This window comes from Pseudomonas sp. 1912-s (genome assembly GCF_029269205.1).
Lineage (GTDB): Bacteria > Pseudomonadota > Gammaproteobacteria > Pseudomonadales > Pseudomonadaceae > Aquipseudomonas.
The window spans coordinates 117,260-131,059 of record NZ_JARIXR010000009.1 but is presented as its reverse complement, the minus strand read 5'-3'; the positions used below and the strand labels follow the sequence as shown (position 1 = coordinate 131,059).

Annotated in this window: 8 protein-coding genes; 7 read left to right on the top strand and 1 reads right to left on the bottom strand. The window is 61.3% G+C overall.

What is annotated here, in order from left to right:
* The first annotated feature begins 18 nt into the window (after positions 1-18).
* On the top strand, positions 19-783 hold the full coding sequence (locus P3C29_RS14060; RefSeq protein ID WP_003214336.1) for an ATP-binding cassette domain-containing protein: 765 nt from the start codon (positions 19-21) through the stop codon (positions 781-783).
* Between the two features lie 157 nt (positions 784-940).
* Positions 941-1,921: a GlxA family transcriptional regulator gene (locus P3C29_RS14055; protein WP_010165624.1), complete on the top strand. Its 981-nt coding sequence runs from the start codon at positions 941-943 to the stop codon at positions 1,919-1,921.
* A gap of 3 nt (positions 1,922-1,924) precedes the next feature.
* On the opposite strand, the gene P3C29_RS14050 is transcribed toward P3C29_RS14055, so the two are convergent.
* On the bottom strand, positions 1,925-6,919 hold the full coding sequence (locus tag P3C29_RS14050) for a DUF6543 domain-containing protein (RefSeq protein ID WP_275964741.1): 4,995 nt from the start codon (positions 6,917-6,919) through the stop codon (positions 1,925-1,927).
* Between the two features lie 314 nt (positions 6,920-7,233).
* On the opposite strand from P3C29_RS14050, the gene P3C29_RS14045 reads away from it, so the two are divergent.
* From P3C29_RS14045 to astB, 5 genes are all read left to right on the top strand, one after another.
* On the top strand, positions 7,234-8,454 hold the full coding sequence (locus tag P3C29_RS14045; RefSeq protein ID WP_275964740.1) for an aspartate aminotransferase family protein: 1,221 nt from the start codon (positions 7,234-7,236) through the stop codon (positions 8,452-8,454).
* Positions 8,455-8,701: 247 nt separating this feature from the next.
* Positions 8,702-9,721, top strand: a complete 1,020-nt coding sequence (gene aruF, locus P3C29_RS14040) for an arginine/ornithine succinyltransferase subunit alpha (RefSeq protein ID WP_010165630.1) — start codon at positions 8,702-8,704, stop codon at positions 9,719-9,721.
* Between the two features lie 49 nt (positions 9,722-9,770).
* Complete coding sequence (astA, locus tag P3C29_RS14035) at positions 9,771-10,796, top strand: arginine N-succinyltransferase (RefSeq protein ID WP_003214325.1); 1,026 nt, start codon at positions 9,771-9,773, stop codon at positions 10,794-10,796.
* Positions 10,793-12,262, top strand: coding sequence for a succinylglutamate-semialdehyde dehydrogenase (gene astD / locus P3C29_RS14030; protein ID WP_275964795.1), 1,470 nt, complete (start codon positions 10,793-10,795; stop codon positions 12,260-12,262). Before astA ends, astD begins: the two co-directional genes overlap by 4 nt.
* Before the next feature lie 176 nt (positions 12,263-12,438).
* Positions 12,439-13,785, top strand: coding sequence for an N-succinylarginine dihydrolase (gene astB / locus P3C29_RS14025; RefSeq protein WP_275964739.1), 1,347 nt, complete (start codon positions 12,439-12,441; stop codon positions 13,783-13,785).
* The last annotated feature ends 15 nt before the right edge of the window (positions 13,786-13,800 follow it).

The following is a 13,800-nucleotide window of genomic DNA, read 5'->3' as shown; positions in this document are numbered from 1 at the left end:
TTTGTGAGAACCGACCGCATGTACAAACTTGAAGTCCAAGACCTGCATAAACGCTATGGCAGTCATGAAGTGCTCAAAGGTGTGTCCTTGGCCGCCGCGGCCGGTGATGTGATCAGCATCATCGGGTCCAGTGGTTCGGGCAAAAGTACCTTTTTGCGCTGCATCAACCTGCTGGAGCAACCCCACGCCGGCAAGATTCTGCTCAATAACGAAGAGCTGAAACTGGTGGCCAACAAAGACGGCGCCATGAAGGCCGCGGACCCCAAGCAGCTGCAACGCATGCGTTCGCGGCTGTCGATGGTGTTCCAGCATTTCAACCTGTGGTCCCACATGACCGCGCTGGAAAACGTCATGGAAGCGCCGGTGCACGTCCTCGGCATGTCGAAAAAAGACGCCCGGGAAAAGGCCGAGCACTACCTGGCTAAAGTGGGTGTGGGCCATCGTAAGGATGCGTTCCCCGGCCACATGTCCGGTGGCGAGCAGCAGCGTGTGGCGATTGCCCGTGCGTTGGCGATGGAACCTGAGGTGATGCTGTTTGACGAGCCCACCTCGGCCCTCGACCCGGAGCTGGTGGGCGAAGTGCTCAAAGTGATGCAGGACCTGGCCCAGGAAGGCCGGACCATGGTGGTGGTGACCCACGAAATGGGCTTCGCCCGTGAAGTCTCCAACCAACTGGTGTTCCTGCACAAAGGCATCGTCGAAGAACGTGGCAACCCGCGCGAAGTGCTGGTTAATCCGCAGTCTGAGCGTTTGCAGCAGTTTCTTTCCGGCAGCTTGAAGTAAACAGAACTGCTTTTATGCACTGAATTAGTGCAAGCTTCACAGCTTAAGCTGGCCCAGCTCCCCCATTAGATCTCTATATGTTTTGAGATTTGTGTTGGTTTACGGGCTAGCATTGGCCTTTGTCTTCATTACTGTTTTTCGCTTCGGATAGCACTCCATGACTGCCCATCGAATTGGTTTCCTGATTTGGCCCAGCACTAAAGCACTGACGCTTGCGCTGGCTGAGGAGGCCTTGCGCGTTGCTCAGCGGGTGCATCCGGACGTGGTGTACGAACTCTCGTTTTTGCAGGCCGAACCGCCCGTCGACGGCGCCTGGCAACTGCCGGGTGAGCCGTGGGCCGGCAAGCTGGAAGGCTTTCAAAAGCTGTTCCTGCTGGCGGATGAGCCGCCGACCGTCATCGCGTCCCAACTCAGCACCGCACTCAAACAACTGGTGCGCGCCGGTTGCGTGATCGGCGGTTTGTCGGCCGGTGTTTACCCGTTGGCACAACTGGGTTTGCTCGACGGTTATCGCGCCGCCGTGCACTGGCGCTGGCAGGACGATTTCGCCGAGCGTTTCCCCAAGGTCATCGCCACCAGCCATCTGTTCGACTGGGACCGTGACCGCCTGACCGCCTGCGGTGGCATGTCGGTACTCGACCTGCTGCTGGCGGTGCTGGCCCGTGATCACGGTGCCGAACTGGCGGGCGCGGTCTCGGAGGAACTGGTGGTGGAGCGCATCCGCGAAGGCGGCGAGCGCCAGCGTATCCCGCTGCAAAACCGCCTGGGCTCCAGTCATCCAAAGCTGACCCAGGCCGTACTGCTGATGGAGGCCAACATCGAAGAGCCGCTGACCACCGACGAAATCGCCCAGCATGTGTGCGTGTCCCGACGACAGCTCGAACGCATCTTCAAGCAATACCTCAATCGTGTTCCCAGCCAGTACTACCTGGAATTGCGCCTGAACAAGGCCCGCCAGATGCTCATGCAAACCAGCAAGTCGATCATCCAGATCGGCCTGTCGTGCGGCTTCTCCTCGGGGCCGCACTTCTCCAGCGCCTACCGCAACTTCTTTGGCGCCACCCCCCGTGAAGACCGTAACCAGCGCCGCAGCAGCAGCCCGTTCGAGTTGTCGTCGGTGCCGTCCGAGCGCGGTTAGGCTTTATTGCTCGATCGACAAACCCACGCGGTGGCGTTGCGCATAACGTCGCAGGTTGGCCAGGCTTGGCCTCGACAGTGGATTCCCGTCCCATAGTATTGCGTTGAAATTTGACGCGGGCATTTCCAGGATGCCGCTGTCGATATGCCGGATTGCATTGTCCCTGAGGTCGGCGGCGACGATGTTCCTCAATGAAAACAGCCCTTGTGGTACCTGCTGGATACCGGTGGATTGCAAGTCCAGGATCGCCAGTTGCTGCATCTTGCCCAGCCGCGGCGTGAGGCTCAACACATTGTCGCTCAAGTCCAGATAGGTCAGCTGGTGCAGGTCTGCCAGCGCGTTGTTCGACTCAACAGTGAGGTGGATATCGCCGTGTGGCAGGATCAGTTCATGCAAGCGTGCCAGCCGGAAGACTTGCTCGGGGATGCGTTGCAGCCGGTAGCCCTGGATGGAAAGGCTTCTGAGCCTGGGGAAACTTTCAAGAAAATGGCCGATGCCGCTGGTGGCGTCTTCGCCGTATAGCGACAGCAGTGTCACATGATCAAAATTGGCGGTCACGGTGGGGAAATCCCCCAGCAGCGTGGTGGTGTAACTCAGCTCGTGGGTGAGGGTGGGGCCGTCGTCGGCGTCATCCGTTGAAAGTTCGCGGCGCCAGCAGGCTTCCAGCAATTCCTTGAACGCCTGGCGTTTGACTTGCTCCTGCGCGCGAACCTGCTGCGGGAGTTCCGTGCCCAGGATGGGGTGGTGCGTGGGGACGCTGATTTGCCACTCTTGCAGGTCTGCTGTCAGTTTTTCGTACTCGGCGCCCAGGCGGGTCAGTTCCAGTCGACCGGCTTCGAGACTGCCGGGCATGTTGAAGATGAACCGGTTGCATTCGTGGGTGCTGAAGGTCGGATAGAGTGCTTTGAGGCTATTGATGTCGGGCCATGGCGCAGTCGTTTCCCAGCGTTCCCCGGTGTGCTGGAAATGCTGTTTGATACGGGCGATGAGGGGCTCGGGGAAGGGGTTGTTCTCCAGGTCTAACCCCTCACTGATCGCGCCCGACAGTTCGAATATCGCATCGGGCAATTCGGCGATGCGGTTGTTATTGAGAATTGCACTTTCAAGCCTGGGGCGTGTGAGTAAGCCGGCCGGGATTTGGTCAATCCCGGTGGAGGACAGGTCCAGGTACTTGAGGCTGGGCATCGCTTCGACACTCGGTACTCTGCCCAGCGGATTGTTGAACAGATCCAGGGATTCCAGGCGCGTCATCGACGACAGCGCCGCCAGGCTCTGCCCGGTCAGTTGAACGTTGCAGCTGTCGAGCACCAGTTCGGTCAGGTGCGGCATCGTCGCCAATTCATCGGGAAAAACCCCCAGCGGCATGCCGCGCAATTCCAGGGTTCGCAGATTGCGAAAGTGCTGGATGAACCCCAGGGCGCCCGAGGCGCCTTCATCCCCCATCAAGCCGAGTGTCGAGACATGCTCGAAGTTGGCTGTCAGTGTGGGCAGTTGCCCCATGATGGGTTCTTCGTACACCAGGCTATAGCCGACAATTCCGCCATCTTCATTCATGGCAGGCGCGGTTTCCCGGCGCCAGCAGCGTTGGATCTGCTCGGCCAGTACGCCACGTTTTTGCTGTTCATAGGCGTAGGTGTCAGCGGAAAGCGGGGCGTGTGTTTGTGGATCGGTGCGGGGGATGTCTCTACGCCAATCCGCCATATCCCGGGACAGCCGTGCGTATTCCATGTGCAATTGCTCCAACTGTGGCAATGCACCGCCGGGGAGACGATTCAGGCGCTGCAGCAATAATGTGTTTTGCTCTGGCGTGTCGGCGGGATAGAGCGCTTGTGCGCGCTGGAGCAAAGACAGTGGAGCACCCACTGCGGGCATCGGCGGGTGGGGTTCCGGATAACCCTTAAGGCCGCCTGGCAGCCTTGGGATTTGACCGGCGGCGGGTGGTCTGACGGGGTGGCGTTCGAGAATGGGCCGCAGCCGGTCACGGTGCAAGGCCACCCTGGCAAGGGCTTGGCGTAGTTGTGGACCTTGCCGGATGTGAAGGTTGAGTGCATTGCGCTCGTTGTCGGGCAGGGCTTGCAGCACCGCCGTGTAAAAATCGGAATCGGCCTGCAGGTGCAGGCCTTCGTTGTCGTAGGCCTGATATTGACCCTCCTCATGCACCAGTACTTTGCGTTCCTTTGCGGTGGCGTTGCCAATACTGTCGCGCAGGGCGCCGCTGAAGGTGTGTTCACGCACTTCCAGGCGAACATTGCCCGACCATCCCGGCAACTCCGGCAGGGAATGCAGGGCCAGGGTGTGGGTGTCCAGGTTTGTCGGGGCGTTGAGGTACAGGCCTTCATAGGCGCGGTTCAAGCGGGTTTCCTGGCGTGCCCAGCTGGCCAGTTGGTCCAGGCGCTTGGGAATTTTTGCGCTGCGAAGTTCCGCCCGCTCCAGGTCGCTGGCCTGCTCCAGCAGCACATTGGCTACCGAGGCCGGGAGCCCGGGTTTACTGTCCATCAGTCGCTGAGCGGCGCCGTGCTCGGGTGGGTTCGCGGCCCTGTAGCGCGACTCGAACAGGTTGGTTTTTTGTGCTTCAGCGGTCTGTGCAATTTTTTTCCTGAGTAGGCGGGCGCGCACATCAAGCGCTCGGGGCGGTTGACCAAACGCCTCGCCCAACAGTGTCTTGATCTCAGGCTCATCCAATGACAAAAGCAAGGTCTTCGGCAAGTCGCCGCTGGTGAGTTGCGCCTGGCTGATCCGCACCCGTGCGACGTTCTGGCGGGGCGCGTACTGCCACAGTATCTGGCCTCTGGCATCGACCACCTGCAGCGTTCTGGTTTCGGGCCAGATGCCGCTGTCGCAGAGTAATTGCAGTTGAGTCAGGGGGGACGCGTTGCTATACACCGCCGGATCGTCGCTGTTCATTTGTTCGATGAAGGCCGAAATGTCTTGCTCGATCTTGAAGCGCTTGAGTGTGTCCTCCAGCAGCACGGGGGTGGGCTCGCGCTGAACATGCACCTGGCGCAGCACGTTTTCAGGGGTGTTGCTCACACGTCGTATCTGCTCCAGTTGCTCGCGGCTGAAGGTACTTGCCGTATGCCCCAGCCGACGCAGCAGTGTGTCTGTGTCCCAGTACAAGGGGTGATCAAGCTCGGTTTGCCAGGCGCCGGTTTGGTTGTGCCAGGCTTTGGGTTGATAGGCGTCGGGGCGGCGCGGATGCAACAGCGAGAAGTCGTCATCGCCGGGTGATTTATTCAGCACGTAGGGGGTGTCGTCCAGGCGGATCACGGCCTGGTCCAGGTGTTGATGGATACCTTGTTTGTTGGGGGTTGAGTGTTCGGGGAGCGTGGCTTTGCGCTCATAGGGTTTCAGGTCAGGCTTCCAGTACAGAGGTTTGCCGTTGGGAGCCTGAACCGGTTTGAAACTGTCGATGAAGGCGACCGTACGTTGCGGTAACAGCGCTCGAAACTCACCAGCGACAATCGCTGCGCCCGCACCGAAGGTACCCAGTTGCACCAACGCCTCGACCATGCCCATCAGGTGCTCAAAGGCTTCAGTGGTTTGGCCTTGCGCCCAGTCGACGATGCCTTCGAAGGTTTCATCCAGCAGTTGATAGGCCATATAGGCCATCATCAGTTCTCCCAGTACGGGCACCAGCGGAGCAACCACCAGCGCGGCGATATCAAGCAGCGTTGTGGCGATTTTCTGGAACGAATCCCACAGCTCCCAGCGCGCTTTCTGGTCGACCCTGGCGGTGGAAACGGCGATGACTTGGGCGTCGTTGAGGATCTTGTTGAGCTTTTGCTGATACACATGCGTCAATAAATCACCGGAAAACCCCGGCGCACTCAGTTGCAGGTTGGGCCGGGCCTGCGGGGTTTCGCGCCAGGTGGGTTGCGGATCGGCAGGGTTGTGAGGGTGCCAGGTGATCTTGCTCAGGCGGTCGTTGAGGTTGGCGAAAAAGAACCCACGGTCTTCGTGGGCGACGAACCGGCTGAAGAAATGTTGATAGTCCCTGTCGCGCAGTTGCCGGGTGAGTTCGGCACACAGAGCGCCCGTCGAGGCGTATTGCTTGATGGGGTGTTCCGGGTCGTCCGGGACGTAGGCCACCACCGGCACCGTGGCGCGATGGCGCTCCAGGTCGGGTGCGAAGAGCACAATCGCGGTCAGTCGCGCAGACATCATGCTCAGGTCATGGCAATGCACAGGCTTGCCCGCCATCTGCATGCCGGGCCGGCCATCCAGCACGCCCTGCAACGCCTCATAAATAGAACCGTCCAGGTCGCCCTTCATATGGGCCAGCTTTAACGCGCTCTCCAGTGCGGCACGCTCACTCGCCCTGACTTCGCGTTGCAGAACCGTCGCGACCAGGCCATTGGTGATGCCCAGGTTCTCTTCCAGGTAGATTTTGTACTGCGCACCGATATCCAGGGTTCTGCACAGTTGGGTAAACGCGGGGACAGACAGGCTGCGGTTGATCTCGGGCAACACCTGGAAGTGGCCACGTGCATCGGGCTGGGTAATGAACGCGCTGGCGGCCTCGAAGGCGTCGGGCCGGGTCTCGCTGGCCTCGAAGTTGTGCAGCGCGGCGTCCAGCAGCGAAACGGTCCAGGTGCGCGCGGCGCCGGTTTTAACCGCAAACCAGGGAATGGTGGTGGGGATGTACAAGCGCAAAAATGTGGCCCTGACATCCAGCGTGAGCCCGAACCGACTTTTCAGGGCTGCGGCCAGCAAGGGGGCGGCGAACGCGTTGACGTCTTGAAGCGATGCCAGGCGTTGCTCGACCTGGTTTTGCGCGGTCCAGTGGCTGACGGTGTGCAGGCGTAACTGGCGGTGCTGCTCGCCGGTGGCGGTTTTGTACCAGGGCTTTACATGAGGCGTGGCGTTCTTGAGTCGTGCGCGGCGGTTCACGGAGGCGAGCACCAGCCATTCGGGAGTGGCCTGGGCCAGCAGTTGATAATGGCTGTCGGGGTGTTCTGCAACATCAGGGGAGAAACGTTGATCGTCGATGCCAGGCATGGCGCCTTTCCTTTTAGGCAGATGAGATCAACACTTTCACAAAGCAGTCGCCTGCCCGGGAGCTACATAGTTGCGCATTGGCGCTCGCGGCCGCCGGTTCAAATCAATTACGGCCAACGGCGCCCATAACCACGCCGGGCGGTTTAAACTGCGCCATTGCGATGCTATTTGTCGCATTGGCGTAAACCCGCGAAAATCACGGGTTGGCGCTATAAGAAGTTGTCGCTTGGCGGCAAGGCCGCGCTGAAAACTGTCCTTACAATCCCTGCATCGCCCGCCAGTTTCAGGCAGGCGTTCCTCTTCAGGAGACTCCGATGTCCGTTGAGCAAGCCCCGGTGCAACGTGCCGATTTCGACCAGGTCATGGTTCCCAACTACGCACCTGCCGCTTTCATCCCCGTGCGTGGCGAAGGTTCCCGCGTTTGGGACCAGGCGGGCCGAGAGCTGATCGACTTTGCCGGCGGCATCGCGGTCAACGTATTGGGCCACGCCCACCCGGCGCTGGTCGGTGCACTGACCGAACAGGCCAACAAGCTGTGGCACGTGTCCAACGTCTTCACTAACGAGCCGGCCCTGCGCCTGGCCCACAAGTTGATCGACGCCACGTTTGCCGAGCGTGTGTTCTTCTGCAACTCCGGCGCCGAAGCCAACGAGGCCGCTTTCAAGCTGGCCCGTCGTGTCGCGTTCGACCGCTTCGGCACCGAGAAATACGAAATCATCGCCGCGCTGAACAGCTTCCACGGCCGCACCCTGTTCACCGTGAACGTGGGTGGCCAGTCGAAGTATTCCGACGGCTTCGGTCCGAAAATCGTTGGCATCACCCACGTGCCTTACAACGATCTGGAGGCACTGAAAGCCGCCGTTTCGGACAAGACCTGCGCCGTGGTGCTGGAGCCGATCCAGGGTGAAGGCGGCGTATTGCCGGCTGAGCTTTCGTACCTGCAAGGTGCCCGCGACCTGTGCGACGCGAACAACGCGCTGCTGGTGTTCGACGAAGTGCAAACCGGCATGGGCCGCAGTGGCGAGCTGTTCGCCTACCAGCATTACGGCGTCGTGCCCGACATCCTCACCAGCGCCAAGAGCCTGGGCGGTGGTTTCCCGATCGCAGCCATGCTGACCCGCGAGGACTTGGCCAAGCACCTGGTGGTCGGCACCCACGGCACCACCTACGGCGGTAACCCGCTGGCGTGCGCGGTGGCGGAAGCGGTGATCGACGTGATCAACACCCCGCAAGTGCTGGCCGGTGTTAATGCCAAGCATGACCTGTTCGTTTCCCGCCTGGAGAAGATCGGCCAGCAATACGGCATCTTCACCGAAGTGCGGGGCCTGGGCCTGCTGCTCGGCTGCGTGCTGAGCGATGCCTGGAAGGGCAAGGCAAAGGACATCTTCAACGCCGCCGAGCGTGAAGGCTTGATGATCCTGCAAGCCGGCCCGGACGTGGTGCGTTTCGCCCCGAGTCTGGTGGTGGAAGATGCCGACATCCAGGAAGGCCTGGACCGCTTCGAACGTGCTGTTAAAAAGCTGACGCTAGCCTGATGGACCGTTTGGCGCCTGGCGATCCTGGCGTCGAACAAAAATTTTAAGGCCGGACCGGATCAAGTGTGGGAGCTGGCTTGCCTGCGATGGCGGTGCCACAGGCAACACCTGTGCTGACTGACACACCGTCATCGCGGGCAAGCCCGGCTCCCACATGGATCTGCTTACACAATAAGTCCTGTGTAGGCAGTTCCCCCCTGTCCGGCATTTTTCCCTCTGTGAGTTTTTCGAGTTAAGGAGTGACACCATGCTGGTGATGCGCCCCGCGCAAATGGCTGATCTGGGCGAGGTACAGCGTCTGGCTGCGGACAGCCCGATTGGTGTCACCTCCTTGCCGGATGATGTCGAACGCCTGAGCGACAAGATCGCCGCAAGCGAAGCGTCCTTCGCCGCCGAGGTCAGTTTCAACGGTGAAGAAAGCTATTTCTTCGTCCTCGAAGACACCGCCGCCGGCAAGCTGGTGGGCTGCTCGGCCATCGTCGCTTCGGCCGGCTACTCGGAACCGTTCTACAGCTTCCGTAACGAAACCTTCGTGCACGCCTCTCGCGAGCTGAAGATCCACAACAAGATCCACGTGCTTTCGCAGTGCCACGACCTGACCGGCAACAGCTTGTTGACCAGTTTCTACGTGGTGCCGGAGCTGGTGGGTTCGCCGTGGTCGGAACTCAACTCCCGTGGCCGCCTGCTGTTCGTGGCCGGTCACCCGGAGCGTTTTGCCGATTCGGTGGTCACCGAGATCGTGGGCTACAGCGACGAGAACGGTGATTCGCCGTTCTGGGATGCGATTGGTCGCAACTTCTTCGACCTCAACTACGCCGCCGCCGAACGCCTGTGCGGGTTGAAGAGCCGGACCTTCCTTGCCGAATTGATGCCGCATTACCCGATCTACGTGCCGCTGTTGCCGGACGCCGCCCAGGAAGCCATGGGCCAGGTGCACCCGCGGGCGCAGATCACCTTCGACATCCTGATGCGCGAAGGCTTCGAGACCGACCATTACATCGACATCTTCGACGGCGGCCCCACGCTGCACGCACGGGTGTCGGGCATTCGCTCGATCGCCCAGAGCCGTGTAGTGCCGGTGAAGATCGGCGAGATGGCCAAGGGTGTCGGCCGCCAGTACCTGGTCAGCAACGGCCAGTTGCAGGATTACCGCGCAGTGATGCTGGAGCTGGACTACGCGCCCGGCAAGCCAGTGACCCTGGACCTGGAAACCGCCGAGGCCCTGGGCGTTGGCGAAGGCGCGAGCGTGCGCCTGGTAGCGGTATAAACAGAGTTTCGCGGGTGGCTGACAACAGCGGCCCGTTTGAGGAGATAGCATGATCGTTCGTCCCGTACGCAGCAGCGATTTACCGGCCCTGATTGATCTGGCGCGCAGCACCGGCACCGGCCTCACCACCTTGCCGGCCAACGAAGAGCGCCTGACCCACCGGGTCGGCTGGGCTGAGAAGACCTTTCGCGGCGAAGCCGGGCGCGGTGATGCAGACTACCTGTTCGTGCTGGAAAACGACGAAGGCCGTGTGGTGGGGATTTCCGCCATCGCCGGCGCGGTCGGCCTGCGCGAGCCCTGGTACAACTTCCGGGTCGGCCTTACCGTCAGCGCCTCCCAGGAACTGAACATCTATCGCGAAATCCCGACGCTGTTTCTGGCCAACGACCTGACCGGCAACTCCGAGCTGTGCTCGCTGTTCCTGCACGCCGATTACCGCAACGGCCTTAACGGCCGCATGCTGGCCAAGGCGCGCATGCTGTTTATCGCGGAATTCCCGCAGCTGTTCGGTAACAAGATCATCGCCGAAATGCGCGGCATGTCCGACGAAGCCGGGCGCTCGCCGTTCTGGGAAAGCCTGGGCCGGCACTTCTTCAAGATGGAATTCAGCCAGGCCGACTACCTTACCGGCGTGGGCAACAAGGCGTTCATCGCCGAGCTGATGCCGAAGTTTCCGCTGTACACCTGCTTCCTGTCCGAAGACGCGCGCAACGTGATCGGCAAGGTCCATACCGACACCGAGCCGGCCTTGAGCATGCTCAAGAGCGAAGGCTTCAGCTACCAGGGTTACGTCGACATCTTCGACGCAGGCCCGGCGGTGGAGTGTGAAACCACCAAGATCCGCGCGGTACGCGACAGCGAAGCGCTGGTGTTGGCGATTGGCACGCCGGGCGACGACGCCACGCCGTTCCTGATCCATAACCGTAAACGTGAAGATTGCCGCATCACCGCAGCACCGGCGCGGTTGGCTGCCGGCACCCTGGTGGTCGATCAACAGACCGCCAAGCGCCTGCAACTGATCGCCGGTGATCAAGTGCGTGCCGTACCGTTGTCCGCTGCCCGGGAGTCGAAATAATGAATTCGTTGTATATCGCAGGTAGCTGGCTGGCTGGCCAGGGTGACGTGGTTGAATCGCTGAACCCGGTGACCCAGCAGGTGGTGTGGTCGGGTAACAGCGCGACTGCCGAGCAGGTCGAGTCCGCCGTTCAGGCCGCGCGCCAGGCGTTCCCGGCTTGGGCCAAGCGTTCCCTGGAGGAGCGCCTGAGCGTGCTGGAAGCCTTCGCCGCCAACCTGAAAAGCCGTGCCGACGAACTCGCCCGTTGCATCGGTGAGGAAACCGGCAAGCCTTTGTGGGAATCGGCCACCGAAGTCACCAGCATGGTCAACAAGGTTGCGATCTCGGTGCAGAGCTACCGCGAACGTACCGGCGAGAAGAGCGGCCCATTGGGCGACGCCACGGCCGTCTTGCGTCACAAACCCCACGGTGTGGTGGCGGTGTTCGGCCCTTACAACTTCCCGGGTCACTTGCCCAACGGGCACATCGTTCCAGCGTTGCTGGCGGGTAATACCGTGCTGTTCAAGCCCAGCGAACTGACCCCGAAAGTCGCCGAACTGACCGTGCAATGCTGGATCGACGCCGGCCTGCCGGCGGGTGTGCTGAACCTGCTGCAAGGCGCACGGGAAACCGGGATCGCCCTGGCGGCCAACCCGGGCATCGACGGCTTGTTCTTCACCGGCTCCAGCCGCACCGGCAACCATCTGCACCAGCAATTCGCCGGGCGCCCGGACAAGATCCTCGCACTGGAAATGGGCGGCAACAACCCGCTGGTGGTGGACGAAGTGGCCGATGTGGATGCCGCGGTGTACACCATTATCCAGTCGGCGTTTATCTCGGCCGGCCAGCGTTGCACCTGTGCCCGTCGCTTGCTGGTGCCGGAAGGCGCCTGGGGCGATGCACTGCTCGCACGCCTGGTGGCGGTGAGCTCGACCATTGAAGTGGGCGCGTTCGACCAACAACCGGCGCCGTTCATGGGCTCGGTGATTTCCCTCGGCGCCGCCAAGGCGTTGATGGATGCCCAGGAATTGCTGTTGGCCAATGGCGCGATCGCGTTGCTGGAGATGACTCAGCCACAGTCCCAGGCCGCGCTGCTGACCCCGGGCATTATTGATGTGACCGAGGTCGCTGATCGTGCTGACGAAGAGCTGTTCGGCCCGCTGCTGCAAGTGATCCGCTACGCTGATTTCGAGGCGGCGATTGCCGAGGCCAACAACACACAATACGGCTTGGCGGCGGGTTTGCTGTCGGATTCCGAAGCGCGTTACCAGCAGTTCTGGCTGGAGAGCCGTGCCGGGATCGTCAACTGGAACAAACAGCTGACAGGTGCCGCGAGCAGCGCGCCGTTCGGCGGCGTAGGGGCTTCGGGCAACCATCGCGCCAGCGCCTATTACGCGGCGGATTATTGCGCGTACCCGGTGGCCTCGCTTGAGACCCCGAGCCTGGTGCTGCCTGCGTCGCTGACCCCAGGCGTAACGCTTAAGTGAAAGTGACACTGATCTAATGTGGGAGCTGGCTTGCCTGCGATGGCATCACCTCGGTGTATCTGAATGACCGAGTTGCCCGCATCGCAGGCAAGCCAGCTCCCACACTTGATCGGGTTAACAGATACAGATCTGCACTTGATGCCTATAAAAATACAGATGTTCGTGGAGCCTCGCCGATGAAATCCTGTGAAGTCAATTTTGACGGTCTCGTGGGGCCGACCCATAACTACGGCGGTTTGTCCTACGGCAACGTCGCGTCCCAGAGCAACAGCCAGCAGTCTTCCAACCCGAAGGAAGCGGCGTTGCAGGGCCTGGCGAAGATGAAAGCCCTGATGGAAATGGGCTTCGTACAAGGTGTGCTGGCGCCCCAGGAGCGTCCTGATGTGGCCGCCTTGCGCAGCCTCGGCTTTGCCGGCACCGACGCGCAAGTCATCCAGCAAGCGGCCAAGCAGGCCATGCCGTTGCTGGTCGCCAGTTGCTCGGCGTCGAGCATGTGGGTGGCCAACGCCGCGACTGTCAGCCCAAGCGCCGACACCGCCGATGGCCGCGTGCATTTCACTGCCGCCAACCTCAACTGCAAATACCACCGCAGCATCGAACACCCGACCACCAGCCGCGTGCTGGGGGCGATGTTTGCCGATCAAAAACACTTCGCCCACCACGCGGCCTTGCCGGCAGTGGCGCAGTTCGGCGACGAAGGCGCGGCCAACCACACCCGTTTCTGCCGTGACTATGGCGAGGCGGGCGTAGAGTTTTTCGTGTTCGGCCGCAGCGCGTTCGATACCCGCTACCCGGCGCCGCAAAAGTACCCGGCGCGCCAGACCCTCGAAGCTTCCCAGGCGGTCGCCCGTTTGCACGGCCTGCGGGATGACGGCGTGGTCTACGCCCAGCAGAACCCGGCGGTGATTGATGCCGGCGTGTTTCACAACGATGTGATCGCGGTGGGCAACGGCGAAGTGCTGTTCTATCACGAGGATGCGTTCCTCAATACCGAACAGATGCTCGGCGAGCTGCAGGGCAAACTCGGCAAGCTCGGCGGCAATTTCCAGTCGATCTGCGTGCCCCGGGCCCAGGTCGGTGTGGAAGACGCGGTGCGTTCCTACCTGTTCAACAGCCAGTTGCTGACCCGCGCCGACGGCTCGATGCTGCTGATCGTGCCGGAAGAATGCCGCGCCAACGAGCGCGTCTGGCAGTACCTGCAAGGCCTGACGTCTTCCGGCGGGCTGATCCGCGAAGTCAAAGTCTTCGACCTCAAGCAAAGCATGCAGAACGGCGGTGGCCCCGCGTGCCTGCGCTTGCGCGTGGCCTTGAATGAAACCGAACTGGCGGCGGTCAACCCAGGGGTTATCATGACGGCGCCGTTGTACGACACGCTCACCCAATGGGTCGACAAGCACTACCGCGACAGCCTGCGGGAAACCGACCTGGCTGACCCGCAATTGCTGCTTGAGTGCCGGACGGCACTGGATGAACTGACGCAAATCCTTAAACTGGGCTCGGTTTATCCTTTCCAGATCAATTAACGCCGCACGGCTGAG